1 protein-coding gene is annotated in these 18,969 nt (G+C 76.7%); it reads right to left on the bottom strand.

From position 1 onward, the window contains the following. Positions 1-3: 3 nt before the first annotated feature. Positions 4-18,834 carry a non-ribosomal peptide synthase/polyketide synthase gene (locus ACFV9M_RS02550; RefSeq protein WP_385064832.1) on the bottom strand — a complete coding sequence of 6,277 codons (18,831 nt, stop codon included), beginning with the start codon at positions 18,832-18,834 and terminating at the stop codon, positions 4-6. Positions 18,835-18,969: the final 135 nt, after the last annotated feature.

The following is an 18,969-nucleotide window of genomic DNA, read 5'->3' as shown; positions in this document are numbered from 1 at the left end:
TCCTCACCGTTCTGCGTGGTCGCTGTCGCCGCGTGCGGCGTCTTCGAGTTCGCTCAGCACCTGTTCCTCCACCAGGTCCGCCAGAGCGGCGACGGTGCGGTTGACCAGGACGTCGCGGGGCGTGAGGGTCACGCCGAAGGTGTCGTTGGCGCGGGAGGCGATGAGCAGGGCGCGCAGGGAGTCGCCGCCCAGGGCGAAGAAGTCGTCCTCGGCGCCCACGGTGGTCTCCAGGGCCTCCTCCCACAGGGCGGCGACGGCCTCCTCGGTGGGCGTGCGGGGCGGCACGTGCCCGGCGGCCGGCTCCTGCGCCCGCGGGCCGGGTGCGGGCAGCGCGGCCCGGTCGGTCTTGCCGTTCTCCGTGAGCGGGAACCGGTCCAGGGCCACGAACGCCGAGGGCACCATGGGGGCGGGCAGGGTGCGGGCGGCGAAGGCCCGCAGGTCCGCGCCGGCGGGCGGTTCGGCGCCGGGCGCGACGAGCAGGTGGGCCACCAGGCGCGGCAGGCCCGGTTCGTCCTCCCGCACGCTCACCACGGCGTCCAGCACCGCGGGGTGGCGCACCAGGGTCGCCTCGACCTCGCCGGCCTCGATGCGGTGGCCGCGCAGCTTGAGCTGGTGGTCGGTGCGTCCGAGGTAGTGCAGTTCGCCGCGGGCGTCGCGGCGGACCAGGTCGCCGGTGCGGTACATGCGGGTGCCGGGCGGTCCGAAGGGGTCGGCGGTGAAGCGGGTCGCGGTCAGGCCGGGGCGGCCCAGGTAGCCGCGGGCCAGGGCCGGTCCGGCGAGCCACAGTTCGCCGGGCACGCCGTCGGGGGCGGGGCGCCGGCGCGCGTCGAGGACGTAGGCGCCGGTGGCCGGCAGCGCGCGGCCGATGGGCGGCGCGGAGCCGTCCGGTTCCAGCGGGTCGGACCAGGTGGCGACGACGGTCGCCTCGGTGGGCCCGTAGGAGTTGACCATGCGGTGGTGCGGCGCCCACCGGGCGACCAGTTCGGCCCGGCAGGCGTCCGCGCCGACGATCAGGGTGCGCAGGTCCGGCAGGGTGCCGGGGGTGTCCGGCGGGAGGGTGGCGAGCGCGGCGGGCGGCAGCAGGGTGTGGGTGATGCGCTCGGTGCGCAGGACGTCGGCCAGTTCGGCGCCGAGCAGCGGGCCGGGCCGCGGTACGACGAGGGCCGCGCCGCTCGGCAGGGACATGCACAGCTCCAGCACGGAGGCGTCGAAGCTGGGCGTGGCGAAGGCCAGGACCCGGTCGCCGGCGCGGACCCGGTAGTGCGCGGCCTCGGCGGCGGCGAAGCCGGCCAGTCCGCGGTGGGTGACGACGACGCCCTTGGGGGTGCCGGTGGAGCCGGAGGTGTAGATGACGTACGCCGGGTCGTCGAGGTGGAGCGGGCGGACGCGGTCGGTGTCGGTGGGCCGGTGGCCGGGCGTCCCGTCGGGCGGCGCCGCGAGCAGGCCGGCGACCTCCTCGGCGGTGAGGGTGACGGCGGGGTCCGCGTCGCGCAGCATCAGCGCGATCCGGTCGGCCGGGTAGCCGGGATCCACCGGGAGGAAGGCGGCGCCCGCCTTGGCCACGGCGAGCTGGGCGAGGACCATGTCCGCCGACCGCGGCAGGACGAGGGCGACGGTGTCGCCCGGTCCCGCTCCGCGCGCGATGAGCCGGTGGGCGAGCCGGTCGGCGTGTGCCTCGGCCTCGGCGAAGGTCAGCGTCGACTCCGCTGCGGCCAGGGCCGGTCGGTGCGGCCACCGGTCGGCCGCGGCCTCGATCAGCGCGGGCAGCGTCGCCGGGGGCACCGGCGCCATCGGCGGGCGGGTGGGGCCGTGCGGCAACCGGTCCCTTTCGTCGGGGGGCAGCACGTCGACGGCGTGCAGCGGCGTCCGGTCAGCGGATGCGGCGAGGGCGGACAGGGTGTGCGTCAGCCGGGCGGCCAGGGCGTGGGCCGTGCTCTCCTCGAAGTACCGGGTGTCGTAGCCGAGTTCGACGCTCAGCTCGTCGCCGGGCGAGATCACCACGGTGAGCGGGTAGTTGGTCGCCTCGCGGGCGTCGAGGTCGCGGATCCGCACGCCGTGGGCGCCGGCGGTGGCGTCCCCCACGGGGTAGTTCTCGAAGACCAGCAGGCTGTCGAAGAGGGCGGTGCCGGGGGGCAGTTCGCTCCACTGGTGCAGGTCCGTCAGCGGCACGTGGTCGAAGCGCCGGTCCTCCGCGCGGGCGGCCTGGAGCTCCCGCAGCCACGCGGCGCACGGCGCGGACTCGTCCACGGTGACCCGCGCGGGCAGGGTGGTGATGAACAGGCCGGTGATCGTGTCCGCGCCCGGCAGGTCGGCGGGCCGGCCGGAGACGGTGGTGCCGAAGCACACCTCCCGCTCGCCGCCGAGGCGTGCCAGCAGCAGCGCCCAGGCGCCCTGCACCAGCGTGTTGAGGGTGAGCCGGTGGCGGCGGGCGAAGTCCGTCAGCCGAGCCGTGGCGTCGGCGCCGAGCCGCCGGGACAGCCAGGTTCCCGACCGGGCGGCGGCGCCCGGGGCGGGCCTGCGGTCGTACGGCAGCGGGACGGTCGCGGCGTAGCCGGCGAGGGCGGCCTTCCAGTGCTCCTCGGCGGCGGCGGTGTCCCGGCCGGCCAGCCAGGCGGCGTAGTCCGCGAAGGGGCGCCGCCGCGGCAGCCGCGGTTCGGTGCCGGCGGCGAGCGCGGCGTGCGCGGCCATCACGTCGCCCAGCACGTGGAAGACGCTCCACCCGTCCAGCAGGACGTGGTGGAAGGTCCACACGACGCGCACCTCGTCGGGGCCGAGCCGGATCAGGGTGACGCGCAGCAGCGGGGGGCGGTCCAGGGCGATGCCGCGGGCGCGGTCCTCGTCGAGCAGCCGCCGCAGTGCGGTGTCCCGCCGCTCCGGGTCCAGGCCGCTCCAGTCGAGCGCGGTGACGGGCAGCGTGACGCGGCGGTGCACGGTCTGGAGCGGGACGGGCACCCCGCCGAGGGCCACGGCGGTCCGCAGCACGGGCGTGCGGTCCACGACGTGCTGCCAGGCGGCCGCCAGCAGCCGGGGGTCGCGCACGCCGTCCGCGACGAAGGTGATCTGCTCGGTGTACAGGCCCTCGCCGGGCTCGTCCAGGGCGTGCACGACCATGCCGGTCTGCGTGGGGGTGAGGGGGTAGAGGTCCGTCACGTCGCGGCCGTCGCCGGCGAGCCGGTCGACGGCCGCCTGGTCCAGCGCGGCGAGCGGGAAGTCCGACGGGGTGCGGCCGCCCGCGCCGGGCTCGGCGCAGTGCCGGACGATCCGCCGCAGTTCCTCCGCCGTCTCCCGGGCGAGGCGTGCGACGGTGTCGTGCCGGTGCACCTGCCGGGAGTACGACCAGGTGAACTCCAGCCGCTCGCCGGTGACGCGGCCGAGGACGTCGATGAGGTGCGGCCGGTCCGCCGAGCGGTCCATGCCGCCGGAGAGCCCGCCGTGGGGCGCGCGCAGCAGACCGCCCTCGGCCGGGTTCCAGTCCTGCTGTCCCAGGTAGTTGAAGCCCACCCGGGGCGGTTCCGGCAGTTCGCGTCCGGCCGTGGGGTGCAGGTGGCGCAGCGCGCCGTAGCCCACTCCGCCGCGCGGCACGGCGCGCAGGTTCTCCTTGACCGTCTTCAGCGCGGCCCCGAGGCCGGCGTCGCGGGGCACGTCGAGGCCCACGGGGAACAGGGTGGTGAACCAGCCGACGGTACGGGCGAGGTCGACGTCGTCGAAGAGGTCCTCGCGGCCGTGTCCCTCCAGCGCGACCACCACCCGGTCCTGTCCCGTCCAGCGGGCCAGGACCCGGCCGAGGGCGCACAGCAGGACGTCGTTGACGCGGGTGCGGTAGGCGTCCGGCCCGTCCTTCAGGAGCCGGCGGGTGTCCTCCTCGCCGAGGCTCACCGTCACGGTCTCCTCGTCGGCGGCGGTGTTGCCGCCGGTGAGGTCGGTCGGCAGGGCGGTGGGGCGCAGGCCGCTCCAGTACGCGATCTCTTCGTCGAAGCCGCCATCGGCGGTGTGCGCGGCCAGTCGCCGGGCCCACTGCCGGAAGGAGGTCGTCTTCGCCCCCAGGTCGGGTTCGGCACCGGCGCGCAGGGCCCGGTGGGCGGCGTCGAGGTCCTCCAGGATCACGCGCCAGGACACCGCGTCGACGACCAGGTGGTGGGCGGCCAGCAGCAGGACGGGCGGCCGGTGGCCGTCCCGGCGGCACAGGGCGGCCTTGAACAGCGGCCCCCGTGCCAGGTCGAATCCGGAGGACAGGCCGGCCGCCACGGCGTCCGGCTCGGCGGGCGCGTCGTGCACCTCCAGGTGCGGCGCGGCGCCGGGCGGGGTGCCGTGCTGGCGCCACCGTCCGTCGCCGGCCGGTTCGTACCGCATGCGCAGCGCGTCGTGCTGCTCCAGCACCGCCGCGAGGGCGGCGCGCAGCAGCGTCTCGTCGGTGTCGGACGCGAGCGTGAAGGAGACCGCCTGGGTGAAGCGGGCCGGGTCGCCGGTGAGGGTGTCGAACAGCCAGTGCTGTACGGGGGTCAGCGGGACGTCTCCCAGCACCGGGCCCTGCTCGGCGGCGCCCGTCGCCGCGGCCGGGAACTCCTCGACGGCCGTGGCCAGTTCGGCGACCGTCTGGTGCTGGAAGAGGTGCCGGGGCGTCAGCGCGAGTCCGGCCCGGCGGGCGGCGGAGACGATCCGGATGCCGAGGATGGAGTCGCCGCCGAGCCCGAAGTAGTTGTCCGTCGCGCCCACGTCGGGCACGCCCAGCACCTCCGACCAGATCGCGGCGAGCGTCCGCTCGGTGGCGGTGCGCGGCGGCCGGGTGCCGTCCGTGGTGACGGCCGCGGACCACACCGGGTCGGGCAGGGCCCGCCGGTCCAGCTTGCCGGTGGCGCCCAGCGGCAGCCGCTCCAGCGGCACCACGACCGCCGGGACCAGGTGGTCGGGCAGCGTCCGGGCGAGGAAGGCGCGCAGGTCGGCCGGTGCCGGGGCGTCGCCGCCGCGGGGCACGGCGTAGCCCACGAGGCGTTTGTGGCCGTCGTGCTCCACGACCCGGGCGGCGGCCGCGGCGACCCGCGGATGCCGGGCCAGCGCGGCCTCCACCTCGCCGAGCTCGATGCGGAAGCCGCGCACCTTCACCTGGTCGTCGGTCCGGCCGAGGTACAGCAGGTCGCCGCCGGCCGTCCAGCGGACCAGGTCGCCGGTGCGGTACATGCGGCTGCCGGCCGGGCCGAAGGGGTCGGCCGGGAAACGGGACGCGGTCAGGCCCGGCCGGTTCAGGTAGCCGCGGGCCACGCCGGTCCCGGCGAGGTACAGCTCGCCGGGCGCCCCGACGGGCACGGGCCGCATGCGGGCGTCGAGGACGTAGGCGCGGGCGCCGCCGACGGGCCGGCCGATGGGCGGGACCCGGTCGGGGTCCGCCGGGTCGCAGGTGAAGGCGGTGGCGTAGACGGTGGCCTCGGTGGGGCCGTAGATGTTCATGACGCGGCAGCCGGGGACCGCCTCCCGCACCTGGCGGACGGCGCGGGCGGGCAGCGCCTCCCCGGCCAGGACGACGGTGCCGGCCGTGACCCGCACGGTGTCCTCGGCCAGCAGGCGGCCCAGGGCGGAGGGGACGGCGCTGAGCAGTCCCGCACGCCACGGCCCGGGCCGTTCGGCGAGGGCCAGCAGGTCGCGGACGACCTCGACGTGGCCGCCGGCCAGCAGCGGGGTGAGGATCTCGAACACCGACACGTCGAAGGTGAGCGACGTGGAGGCCACCACGTGGGCGAGGTCGCGGTCGGTGAACTCGGCGGCGGCCCAGTCGGCCAGCGCCACCACCGAGGCGTGCGGGACGACGACGCCCTTGGGCCGGCCGGTGGAGCCGGAGGTGTGGATGACGTAGGCGGGGTGGTCCGGCAGCAGCCCGCCGCGCCGCTCGCCGTCACCGACGCCGGCGGCGGACGCGGCGGCCAGCCGCCCGGCGCAGGCCGCGTCGTCCAGCACGATCCGCGGGTACGGGCCGTCCGGCAGCCGCTCGGAGGTCCGGGCGCAGGTGATGACCGCGTCGGGCCGCACGTCCTCGAAGAGGAACGCGATGCGCTCCGCCGGATGGCCGGGGTCGACCGGGAGGTAGGCGGCGCCGCTCTTGAGGACCGCGAGGAGCGCCACGACCAGGTCGGCGGTGCGGGGCAGGGCCAGCGCGACGAACCGCTCCGGTCCGGCCCCGGCCTCGATCAGGAGGCGGGCCAGCCGGTTGGCGCGCTCGTCGAGCTGCCGGTACGTGAGGTGCTCGGCGCCGGCGGTCACGGCCGGGGCGTCGGGGGTGCGGGCGGCCTGGGCCGCGAAGGCGTCCGGGAGGGTGCGGCGCGGCAGCGTCGCCACCGGCCCCGCGAGCCGGTCCAGCAGGCGGCGTCCGTCGTCCGGTTCGAGCGGCGGCAGGTCGGTCAGCCGGCGGTCGGGGTCGGCGGCGATCCGCGTCAGCACGGTGCGCAGGCTCGCGCCGAGGCCCTCGACGGTGGCGGCGTCGAAGGCCGCCGGGTCGTGGTCCAGGGACACCGTCACGTCGTCGCCGGGGGCGACGACCACGCTGAGCGGGTAGTTGGTCGGCTCCAGGTCGCGTTCCTGTTCGACGGCGATCCCGTGCCGGGCCAGGGCGCCCTCGTCGAACGGGTAGTTCTCGAAGACGACGATGCTGTCGAACAGGTTGGTGCCGCCGGGCACCTCGCTCCAGGTCTGCAACTGGGCGAGGGAGACGAAGTCGTGGCGCCGGGCCTCCGACTGGGCGGCCTGCACCTCGCGCAGCCACTCCAGCAGGGGGCGCCCGCCGTCGATCCGCAGCCGGGTGGGCAGGGTGTTGATGAACAGGCCCACCATGGAGGTCACGCCGGGCAGTTCGGCCGGGCGGCCGGACACGGTCGTGCCGAAGACGACGTCGTCACCGCCGCCGTAGTGGTGCAGCAGCAGCCCCCAGGCGCCCTGGAGCACCGTGTTGACGGTCAGCCCGGCCCGCTGCGCGGTCTCCTTCAGCCGCGCCGACACCTCCCGCCCGAGGGCCACCCGGACCGTTCCCGACGAGGACGTGCGGTGGGCGTCCGCGGTGCGCCGGTCGCGCGGCAGCGCGGTGGGGACGGCGAACCCGGCGAGGGTCTCGCGCCAGTGGCGCCGCGCACGGCCGGTGTCCTGGGCGGCCAGCCACCGCAGGTAGTCGGCGAAGGGCGCCCGGTCGGGCACCCGTGGGCGGTGCCCGGCGGTCAGGGCCGCGTACCGCTCGCACACCTCGTCGAACACCTGGGCCGCGCTCCAGCCGTCGAGCAGGACGTGGTGGAACGTCCACACCATGCGCACGCGGTCCGGGGCCAGCCGGATCAGCGTGAGCCGCAGGAGCGGAGCCGCGCCGAGGTCGACGCCGGCCCGCCGGTCCGCGTCGAGCAGCGACTCCATGTCCCGCGCGCACTCCTCGGCGGGCCTCGCGGACCAGTCGTGGTGGGTGACGGGCACGACGGCCCGCCGCTCCACCACCTGGAGGGGTTCGGCGGTCTCCTGCCACACCAGGCGGGTGCGCAGGATCGGGTTGGCGTCCGCCGTGTGCCGCCACGCCTCGGCGAGCGCGTGCGGGTCGGTGACGCCGCGCAGCACCACCTGCACCTGGTTCACGTAGGTGCGGGCCCGGGGATCCAGGAGGCTGTGGAACAACATGCCCGCCTGCATCGGCGTCAGCGGGTACACGTCCTCGACCGTGCGCCCGTCCCCCACGACCCGGTCGACGGCCCTCTGGTCGAGCCGGGCCAGCGGGAAGTCCGAGGGGGTGCGGCCGCCGGCGTCCGGGGCGGCGCAGTGCGCGACGATCTCCTCCAGCGACCGCAGCATGCCCTCGGCGAGCGAGGCGACCGTCTCCTCGCGGTGGCGTCCGCCGCTGTAGTGCCAGGTGATCTCCAGCTCGTCGTCCTCGACGCGGGCCACCACGTCCAGCAGGTGCGGACGCGGCGCCCCGGGGTCCTCGGCGCCGCCCAGGCCGCCGGGCACCGCCCGGACCAGCGCGCCGCCGTCGGCCGACCAGTCGAACCGGCCCAGGTAGTTGAAGCTGATGCCGGGCGGCGGCGCGGCGGCGAGCCGCTCGTCGCCCGCCAGATGGCGCAGGACGCCGTGGCCCACGCCCCGGTCGGGTACCGCTCGCAGCTGTTCCTTCACCGACTTCAGGGCGGTGCCCCAGTCCCCCTCGGGCAGTTCGAGGGCGACCGGGAAGAGGCTGGTGAACCAGCCGACCGTGCGGGACAGGTCGAGGTCGTCGAAGAGCTGGTCCTCGCGTCCGTGTCCCTCCAGTGCCACGGCGACGGTGGCGCGGCCGGTCCAGTCGGCCAGCACGCGGCCGAGGGCGGTCAGCAGGACGTCGTCGATGCGGGTGCGGTAGACGCCGGGAACCTTGCGCAGGAGGTCGTCGGTGCGCCGGCGGTCGAGGCGTACGGTCCTCGCGCGCAGGTCGGCGACGGTGTTGCCGCCGTCGAGGTCCACCGGGAGCGGGTCGGCGCAGTGCCGCGAGACGGTCTCCCAGTGGGCGCGCCGCGCGGCGAAGTCCCCCTCGCCGGCGCGCTCGGTGAGCCGCCGCACCCATTCCCGCACGGACGTCGTGCGCCCCGGCAGCCGTATCGGCTCGCCGGCCCGGGCCTGCCGGTAGGCGGTCTCCAGGTCCTCCAGCAGCACGCGCCAGGAGACGCCGTCGACGACCAGGTGGTGGGCGGTCAGCAGCAGGCGGGCGGCCCGGTCCCCGCCGGTGAACAGCCGGGCGGCGATCAGCGGGCCGGTGTCCAGCCGGAAGCCGGTGTGCGCCTCCCGCGAGAAGCGGGCCTCGGCCTCCTGCGCGGCGCCCGCGTCGAGACCGGTCAGGTCGTGCACCCGCAGCAGCCGGGGGGCGTCGGCGGCGAGGGCGGCGTACTCCTGGTGCCAGGTGCCGTCCGCGGCGCGGGTGAAGCGGGCGCGCAGGGCGTCGTGGTGGGCCCACAGCGCGGCCAGGGCGGCGCCGAGCGCGTCGGCGTCCACGTCCGGGGCCGTCTCGACGAGCACGGACTGGTCGAAGTACTCCGGGCGCGGCGGTGCGGCGTCGAGGAACCAGTGCTGGATCGGGGTGAGCCCGACCTCGCCGGTCACCGGACCGGTGCCCGCGACGGCCGGGGCGGCGCCGGTCGCGGCGGTGGCCAGGGCGGCGAGGGCGGGGTGCCGGAACAGGTCCCTCGGGGTCAGCGCGAGCCCGGCGGTACGGGCGCGGGAGACCACCTGGATGCTGACGATCGAGTCGCCGCCCAGCATGAAGAAGTTGTCGTCGACGCCGACCCGTTCCACGCCGAGGAGCTCGGCCCAGATGCCGGCGAGCACCCGCTCGGCGTCGGTGCGCGGCGCGCGGTAGGAGGTGTCGTCCGCCGCCGGCAGGCCGGGTTCGGGCAGGCGTCGCCGGTCGACCTTGCCGTTCGCCGTCAGGGGCAGCTCCGCCACGGTGACGAACGCGGCCGGGACCATGTAGTCGGGCAGCTCACCGGAGAGGCTCTCGCGCAGCCCGGCCGCCGGCGGCACCGCCGCGCCGGGGGCCGGCACCAGGTGGGCGACCAGGCGGCTGCGTCCCGCGTGCCGCGCCACCGACACCACCGCCTCGGCGATCGCCGGGTGCGCGGTGAGCCGGGCCTCGATCTCGGCGGGTTCGACGCGGAAGCCGCGGATCTTGAGCTGGTCGTCGGCGCGTCCCACGAAGTGCAGGTCGCCGTCGGCGCTCCAGCGCACGATGTCGCCGGTGCGGTACATCCGTCCGCCGGGCGGGCCGAACGGGTCGGCCAGGTAGCGGGCCGCCGTCGCGCCGGGGCGTCCGGTGTAGCCACGGGCGAGCCCGGCGCCCGCGAGGTACAGCTCGCCCGGGACGCCGGGCGGTTGCGGCTGGAGCATGCCGTCCAGGACGTACACGCGGGTGTCGTCCAGGGGGCGGCCGATGGGCAGGGCCGCGGGCAGCGCGTCACCGGCGCGGAAGACGCGCCGGGTGGCGAAGGTGGTGGTCTCGGTCGGGCCGTACACGTCGACGACGGTCAGGTCCGGGCAGGCGTCCAGCACCCGCCGCACGGCGGAGCCGGGCACGGCCTCCCCGCCGGTCCACACCTCGCGCGCGCCGGTCAGGCAGGCGGGGTCCTCCTGGGCGAGCAGGCGGAACAGTCCCACCGTCAGGAACAGGCAGCTCACCCCCTGTTCGGCGATCGCGTGGCGCACTGCGGCGGCCTCGAGGTCCCCCGGCGGGGCGAGCACGGCCGTGCCGCCGCGCAGCAGCGGCACCCACAGCTCGTAGGTGGAGGCGTCGAAGGCGTGCGGGGAGTGCACGAGGACCCGGTCGTGCCGGGCGAAGGCGCGGTCGAGGGCGAGCGCCGCGACATCCCGCTGCCGCACCGCCACGCCCTTGGGGCTGCCGGTGGAGCCGGACGTGAACATGAGGTACTGGACGTTGTCCGGGTGCACGCGTCGCGACGCGGCCGGGGGGTGTGGGGTGGGGGCGGCGGGGCCGTCCGGCCGCGGGGGCGGGGCGGCGGGGTCGTCCGGCCGCAGGACAGAGGCAGCGGGGCCGTCCGGCCGCAGGACCGGAGCGGCTAGGTCGTCCTGCCGCAGGACCGAGGTAGCGGGGCCGTCCGGCCTCACCGCCGGAGCAGCGGGGTCGTCCGGCCGCAGGACAGAGGCAGCGGGGTCGTCCGGCCGCAGCACGCGGACCTCCGGGAGGAGGGCCGCGGCCGTCTCCGCCCAGGCCCCGTCCGTGAGCAGCAGGCCGGCGCCGGCTTCCGCGAGCATCGTGCGCAGCCGTTCCTCCGGCGCCCTGCCGTCGAGCGGGACGTACACGCCGCCGAGGCGGGCGAGGGCGACCTGGGTGACGACGAGACCGGCCGAGCGGTCCATCAGGACGCCGACGGCGACCTCCGGGCGCACCCCGAGCGCGGCCAGCCGGCCGGCCAGTGCCGCGGCCCGGTCGTCGAGTTCGCGGTAGGTGAGCCGCTCGTCGCCAACCAGCAGCGCGACGGCGTCGGGGGTGCGCCGCACCTGCGCGGCGAACAGGTCCGCGGTGGTCGCCGCGGGAGTGTCGGTGGCGGTGTCGTTCCACGCGTGGAGCACCTGCTCGCGCCGGGCGGCCGTCAGCAGGGGCAGGCGGGCGGGCGCACTCTCGGGTGCGGTGGCGAAGCCCTCCAGCAGGACGGTGAGGTACTCGGCAATCCGCTCGACGGTGGCGGTGTCGAAGAGGTCCGGGTCGTAGCCGAGGCGCAGGGCGAGTTCCGTGCCGGGGTAGGCGACCAGGCCGAGCGGGTAGTTGGTGGTCTCGATGCCGTCCAGGCCGCTGAGCCGCAGCCCGTGCGCGGTGGCGAGACCGTCGTCGACCGGGTAGTTCTCGAACACCACGATGCTGTCGAACAGGGCGGCGCGTTCGGGCAGTCCGGTGAACGCCTTCATGTGGTGCAGCGGCACGTGGCCGTGGCGGCGGTCCTCGCTCTGCTCCTGCTGGAGCCGGCCCAGCCAGGTGAGCAGCGTCCCGTCCCGTGGCACGGTCACCCGGGTGGGCAGGGTCGCGATGAACAGGCCGTTCATGGCGTCGGCCCCGGGCAGCTCGGGCGGCCGTCCGGAGACGGTGGTGCCGAAGACCACCTCGTCGCGGGCCGCCTGGCGGCTCAGCAGCAGCGCCCAGGCGCCCTGCACGAGGGTGTTCACGGTCAGGCCCGCCGTCCTGGCCAGGCCCTCCAGTGCCCGGGTGGTGGTCTCGGGCACCGTGACGCGCACCGCCCGCGTCGACTCCGCGCGGTGGCTCTCGCGCGGTTCGCGGTCGAAGGGCAGCGCGGTGGCCTCGTCCAGGCCGTCCAGGCGGGTCCGCCAGTGCCGTTCGGCCTCGGCCCGGTCGGCGCGGTCCTGGAGCCAGGCGACGTAGTCGCGGAAGGGCCGGCGGTCGGGCAGCGGGACGTCCGCGGCGCCCGCCAGGCCGGCGTGGCACGCGAAGACGTCGGAGAGGACCTGGAACAGGCTCCAGCCGTCCAGGATCAGGTGGTCGAAGGACCACACGACACGGACCTCGCGGTCGGAGAGCCGGGCCAGCACCAGGCGCTGGAGCGGCGCGCGCGTCAGGTCGATCCCCCGGGCACGATCGCCGTCGAGCAGTGCGCGCAGCCGCTCGTCCCGCTCGGCGTCGGACAGGCCGCGCCAGTCCGGGCACTCCACCGGCACGGCTGCCCGGCGCTCCACGACGAGCAGCGGTTCGGGCACGTCCTGCCACGCCACGCGGGCGCGCAGCACCGGCGTGCGGTCGGTGACCCGCTGCCAGGCGTCCGCCAGCACGGCCGGGTCCGCCACCCCGTCCAGGACGAACGTCAGCTGCTGGAAGTACACGCCGCGGTCGTCCTGCGAGAGCCGGTGGAAGAGCATGCCGGCCTGGGTGGGCGTGAGGGGGTGGACGTCCTCCACCCCGGCGGGGTCCTCCCCCGCGATGCGGTCGACGTGCGTCTGGTCGAGCCGGGCCAGCGGGAAGTCCGAGGGGGTGCGTCCGGCGGCGCCGGGCCGGGCCGCGTACCGTGCGAGACCGGTCAGCGCCTCGGCGAACCGTCCCGCGAGGTCCTCGACGGTGTCCCGCCGGTGCAGTTCGTCCGAGTAGAACCAGGTGAACTCCAGGCTGTCGCCGTCCAGCCGCCCCACGACCTCCAGGGCGTGCGGGCGGGACGCCGAGGGGTCGGCGTCCAGCTCCAGCGGACGGAACGGCCCGCCGTACAGCCCCTCGGAGGTCCCGGAGGTCTCGTAGGTCCCGGAGGTCTCGGAGAACCCGAAGCGGCCCAGGTAGTTGAAGCTGATCTGCGCGGTGGTCGCCGGGAGCGGTGCGGCGTCGCGGCCCGGCAGGGTCAGGACGCCGTGGCCCATGCCGTGCCGGGGCACCGCGCGCAACTGCTCCTTGACCTGCTTGAGCACGGTGTCCCAGGGCGCCTCGGGCGGGACGGCGAGGGCGACGGGGTGGCGGGTGGTGAACCAGCCCACGGTGCGGCTGGTGTCGACGTCGGCGAAGAGTTCCTCACGGCCGTGGCCCTCGACGTCCACCAGCACCCGGTCGTGCCCCGTCCAGCCGCACAGCACCCGGCCGAGGGCGGCGAGCAGGACGTCGTTGGCCCGGGTCCGGTAGGTCTCGGGCAGGGTCCGCAGCAGCGCTTCGGTGTCCCGGGGGGCGAGGCGTACCGTCACCGAGCGCTGCGAGGCGTAGGTGTCGGCGCCCGCCCGGTCCGACGGCAGGGCGGTCCGGGCGCCCTCGGTCGCCCGCTCCCAGTAGGCCCTCTCGTCGTCGAATCCGCCCGCGGCGGCGTGCGCGGCGAGGCGCTCGGCCCACTGCCGCAGCGGGGACGACTTCGGGGGCAGCGCCGCCGCTCCGTCCCGGCCCGCGCGGCGGGCGCGGTAGGCCCGGTCGAGGTCCTCGAGGAGCAGGCGCCAGGAGACTCCGTCGACGACGAGGTGGTGGACGGCCAGGTGCAGCACGTGCGGCCGTCCGGGGCCCCGGTCGTGCAGTACGGCACGCAGCAGCGGGCCGTGGCGCAGGTCATGGGGGCCGAGGTGGGGGGTGTCGGTGTCCGGGCCGGTGTGGCGGAGGAGGCGGCAGGGCGCGGCGGGGCCGTCGATCAGCCACCGTACGCCCGTGTCGTCGGTGAGGAAGCGGGAGCGCAGCGCGTCGTGGTGGGCGATCACGTCGTCGAGGGCGGCTTCGAGCGCGGCCGCGTCGACGCCGGCGCGCAGTTCCACGGAGAAGGTCTGGGCGAAGTGCCCGGCCCGCTCCGCGGCGCTGTCGAAGAGCCAGTGCTGGATGGGTGTCAAGGGCGCGGAGCCGGTCGCCTCGACGGGTGCGGACGCGGCGGCGGGCCGCCGGCTTCCCGCCTCGTCGGCGCGGCGGGCCAGGGCGGCGACCGTCTGGTGCCGGTAGACGTCCCGCGAGGTGATCGTGAGGCCCGCCTGCCGGGCCCGGGCGACGACCTGGATGCTGAGGATGGAGTCGCCGCCCAGCGCGAAGAAGTTGTCGTCGACGCCGACCCGCTCCACGTGCAGGACGTCGGCCCAGATGGCGGCGAGGGTCCGTTCGGTGGGGGTGCGGGGGGTGACGTGGCGGGTGGCGGGGGCGGCCGGCGCGGGGTCCGGGAGCCGGCCGCGGTCCAGTTTGCCGTTGGGGTTGAGCGGCAGGGCGGGCAGCACCACGACGGCCGCGGGGACCATGTAGTCCGGCAGGGTGCGCCCGAGTTCGCGGCGCACCGCCTCCGGTTCCACGCGGGCGCCGGGGGCGGGGACGACGTATCCGGCCAGGCGGCGGTGGCCGTCGCCGTCGCGGACGGCCGCGGCGGCCTCGGCGACGCCCGCGCAGCGGCGCAGGGCCTCCTCGACCTCGCCCAGTTCGATGCGGAAGCCGCGCACCTTGACCTGCTGGTCGACGCGGCCGAGGTACTCGAGCCGGCCGTCGGCGCTCCAGCGCACCAGGTCGCCCGTGCGGTACATGCGGTCGCCGGGGGCGCCGAAGGGGTCGGCGACGAAGCGCGCGGCGGTCAGACCGGGGCGTCTCAGGTAGCCGCGGGCCAGCCCACCGCCACCGAGGTACAGCTCGCCGGTGACGCCCGGGGGCTGGGGGCGCAGCAGGCGGTCCAGCACGTAGGCGCGGGTGCGGGCGACGGGACGGCCGATGGGCGGGGCCTGGTCGGGGACGGTTCCGCCGGCGAACCAGGCGGTGGCGTAGACGGTGGCCTCGGTCGGGCCGTAGAGGTTCGCCACCTCGGCCGCGGGCATGGCGTCCCTGATGTCCCGCACGGTCCGGGCGGGCAGGGCCTCGCCGGCCAGGACGACGGTGTCCGCCTCGACGGCGCCGTCGCCGCCGAGCACGCGGGAGAGCACGGACGGGACGCCGCTGAGGAGTCCGGCCCGGCGCGGGCCGGGGCCGTCGGCGAGGGACGGGAGGTCGGCGACCACCTCGACGCCGCCGCCGGCCAGCAGCGGGCACAGCAGCTCGAAGACGGACACGTCGAAGTTGAGGGAGGTGGACGCGACGACATGGGCCAGCCCGCTCGGGCCGAACGTCTCCGTCGCCCAGGCGGCCAGTGCGGCCACGCTGCGGTGGGTGACGATCACGCCCTTGGGGCGGCCGGTGGATCCGGAGGTGTAGATGACGTAGGCGGGGTGGGACGGGTCGAGCGGCCGGGTGCGGTCGGCGTCGGTCAGGTCGGCTTCGGCCGGGCGGGCGTCGGTCGGGTCCGGGGCGTCGGCGCCGGTGTCGGTGTCGGACGGCACGGTGCCGGTGTCCTCCAGGAGCAGCGGCTCGCAGTCGTCGGGGAGCGCGTGGGCGGTCTCACGGGTGGCGACGACGAGGGCGGGGGCCGCGTCGGCGAGCATGAAGCGGATCCGCTCGGCCGGGTAGCCGGGATCGACGGGCAGGTATCCGGCGCCCGACTTCAGGACGGCCCACAGCACCGGCAGCAGCTCGGTGGAGCGCGGCAGGCAGAGCGCCACCAGGGACTCCGGGCCCGCGCCGTGCGCCGTCAGCAGCCGGGCGAGCCGGTTGGCACGCCGGTTCAGCCCGGCGTAGTCCAGCCGGACCTCGCCGCAGGTCACGGCGGTCCGGTCGGGGGTCCGGGCCACCTGTGCCTCGAACAGCGCCGGGAGCGTGGCGTCGTCGGCGTGGCCGTCGGCCGCCGCGGGCGGGTTCCAGGAGTCGAGGAGCGTGCGCCGCTCCTCCTCCGAGAGCAGCGGCAGTTCGGCCAGCGTCCGGTGCGGGCCGTCCGCCATGCCCTCCAGCAGACGGTGCAGCTGCCCGCTCATCCGGGCCGCGGTCGCCGCCTCGAACAGGTCGGTGTTGTACTCGACCGTCAGCTCGCAGCCGCCGTCGGCGCGCGGCGCGAACTCCAGCACGAGGTCGAAGCGGGCCGCCGGGCGGGGCAGCGGATGCTCCTCGATCCGCACCCCGGCCGCGCGCGGGGGCAGGGCGGGCGCCGCCTGCTGCACCACCAGCACCTGCACCAGCGGGGTGCGGCTGGGGTCCCTCGGCGGGGCCAGTTCCTCGACCACCCGGTCGAACGGCACGCCGTCGTGCGCGAAGGCGTCCAGCACGGTCGCGCGCACGGACTCCACGAACCGGTCGACGGTGACGGCGTCGTCGACCTCGCCGCGCAGCACGACGGTGTTGGCGAAGAAGCCCGTCACGTCCTCCAGTTCACGGCGGTCCCGCCCGTTGGTGATGGTCCCGAACGCCACGTCCCGCTGCCCGGACCAACGGGAGAACAGCACGGCCGCCGCCCCGGCGAACAGCGTGAAGACGGTCGTGCCACGGCTCTCGGCCAGCCGCCGCAGCCGGTCGACCAGGTGCTCGGGGAGATCGTGGCGGTGTGCCGCGCCCGCGGTGGTGCGCACCGCCGGGCGGGGCCGGTCGGTGGGCAGTTCGAGCTGCTGCAGGCCGGCCAGGTGGCGCTTCCAGTAGCCGAGGTCGTCGGCGTCGTCGGCGGCGTCGGAGCCGGTGCGCCGCTCGCCCTCCCACAGCGCGAAGTCCGGGTACTGCGGGCCCGGCCGGGGAAGGCCGTCCGGTTCGCCGCCGGCCTCCGCGCGGTAGAGGGCCGCCAGGTCCCGGGTCAGGACGCCGACCGACCAGCCGTCGGTGACGATGTGGTGCTGGGCCAGCAGCAGTACGTGGTCCTCGGGTGCGCGGCGGACGAGCAGCGCCCGGGTCAGGGGCCCGGTCGTCAGGTCGTGGGGGCGTTGCAGTTCCTCGGTCAGCAGGCGCTCGACGGCGTCGCCGCGCTGTTCGGCGGGCAGGTCCCCGACGTCGGCCGTGCGCAGGGGCAGCACCGCCTCGGGGGCGATCAGCTGGACGCCCCGGCCGTCGACGGTGGCGAAGGTGGTGCGCAGGGAGTCGTGGCGGGCGGCGAGCCGGTCCAGGGCGCGGCGCAGGGCCGGCGTGTCGAGCGGGCCGCGCAGCCGCAGCGCCACGCCGGTGTTGTACTCGGTGCCGCCGTCGGCGAGGTCGTCGAGGAACCACAGGCGTCGCTGGGCGCTGGAGAGCGGGACGGGCTCCCCGCGCGGGGCGCAGGGGATCGGGTCCGGCGGCGCGGCGGCGGACGGCTCGGCGGCCAGCGGGGCGAGCGCGGCGACGGTCCGCGCGGTGAACACGTCGCGCAGGGAGAGCCGGACGCCGAGGACCTCCCGGATCCGCGTCAGGGTGCGGGCGGCGAGGATCGAGTCGCCGCCCAGGTCGAAGAAGTCGTCGGTGACGCCGACGGTGTCGACGCCGAAGACGTCGGCCCAGATCGCGGCCAGGGCCCGCTCGTCGTCGGTGCGCGGCTCGGTGTGCTCCCCGGTGCGCGCGCCGCCGGGGGCGGGCAGGGCCCGCAGGTCGGTCTTGTGCTGCGGGGTGAGCGGCAGCGCGTCCAGGACGACGACGGCGGAGGGCACCATGTGGGCGGGCAGGGCGGCGGCGAGGGCGGCGCGCAGCCGGGCGGGCTCGGGTCTGCGGGCCGGGTCGGCGGGGGTGACGTAGCCGACGAGCCGGCCGCGGGCGGGTTCCTCGTCGCGGACCACGACGACGGCCTCCCGGACGCCGGGGTCACGGGTCAGGGCGGTCTCGATCTCGCCGGGCTCGATGCGGAAGCCGCGCACCTTGACCTGCCGGTCGGCCCGGCCGAGGAACTCCAGCTCGCCGTCCGCCCCGCGGCGCACGCGGTCGCCGGTGCGGTAGAGGCGGGCGCCGGGCGGCCCTGCGGGGTGGGCGACGAACCGGGTCGAGGTCAGGCCGGGGCGGCCGAGGTAGCCGCGGGCCAGCCCGTCGCCGCCCACGTACAGCTCGCCCTCGGTGCCGTCCGGCACCGGGCGCATCGCCGTGTCCAGGACATGGGCCTCGGTGCCGGGCAGCGGGCTGCCGATGGCCGGTGTTCCGGTGCCGGCGGTCAGCGGCCCGGTCCAGGTGGCGACGACGGTGGCCTCGGTCGGCCCGTAGGAGTTGATCATGAGGCGGCCGGGTGCCCACCGGTCGACGAGCGCGGCCGGGCACGCCTCGGCCCCGACGATCAGGGTGCGCAGGTGCGGCGCGCCGCCGGTGTCCGCCGGGTCGGGCAGGGTGGCGAGGGCGGCGGGCGGTATGAGGGCGTGGGTGATGCGGTGCTCGTCCAGGACGGCGGCCAACTCGTCGCCCAGCCAGGGCCCCTCCGGCGGTACGACCAGCAGGGCGCCGGACAGGACGGAGACGCACAGCTCCAGTACGGAGGCGTCGAAGCTCGGTGAGGAGAACTGGAGCACGCGGTCGCCCGGGCCGACGGCGTACCGCTCGGCGGCCGCCGCGGCGAACGCGCCGATGCCGCGGTGGGTGACGGTGACGCCCTTGGGGGTGCCGGTGGAGCCCGAGGTGAAGATGACGTAGGCCGCGTGGTCGGGGTGCACTCGGGCCGGGGGGAGGTCCGTCGCCCGGTCGTCGGCCTCCAGCAGCGCGCGGATGCGGTCCGGGTCGTCCAGGACGACGGCCGGTGCGGCGTCGGCGAGCATCAGCGCACGCCGTTCGGCCGGATAGCCGGGGTCCACGGGGAGGAAGGCGGCGCCGGCCAGGGCCACGGCCAGCTCGGCGGCGATCAGTTCCATGGAGCGCGGCAGGACCAGCGCCACCGTCCGCTCCGGTCCGGCGCCGCCGTCGGCGAGGTGGGCGGCGAGGCGGCCGGCCCGCCGCGCGAGTTCCCCGTACGACCAGGTGCGCCGGCCGTCGGTCACCGCGGGGGCGTGCGGGTCGCGCGTCACCCACCGGGTGAACAGCTCGCCGAGCGGGACGTGACGGGTGGTGTGGTCCGCGCGGGGCGGGGTGGTGCCGACCGGTGCGGAGGCGGGCGCGGCGGGGCGCTGGGCGTGCAGGTCCGTCATCGGGGCGAAGTCCTTCGGGCGGGGGGTGGCGCGCGGACCCGGCGCGCCGGTCTCGGGCGGGCCGAGGACACACCGGAGCGGTGCGGGGTCCGTGCGTACGGGGCGGGTGCGGTGACGCGGGGCGGGTGCGGGTGC

The sequence above is a fragment of the Streptomyces sp. NPDC059895 genome (assembly GCF_042731035.1).
Lineage (GTDB): Bacteria > Actinomycetota > Actinomycetes > Streptomycetales > Streptomycetaceae > Streptomyces.
Note: the sequence above shows the minus strand (reverse complement) of the source record. Positions and strands in the feature narration are given on the sequence as shown.

Coding starts and splice junctions, on each gene's coding strand:
- ACFV9M_RS02550 (WP_385064832.1), bottom strand. CDS start 18,834: ATGACGGACCTGCACGCCCAGCGCCCCGCCGCGCCCGCCTCCGCACCG.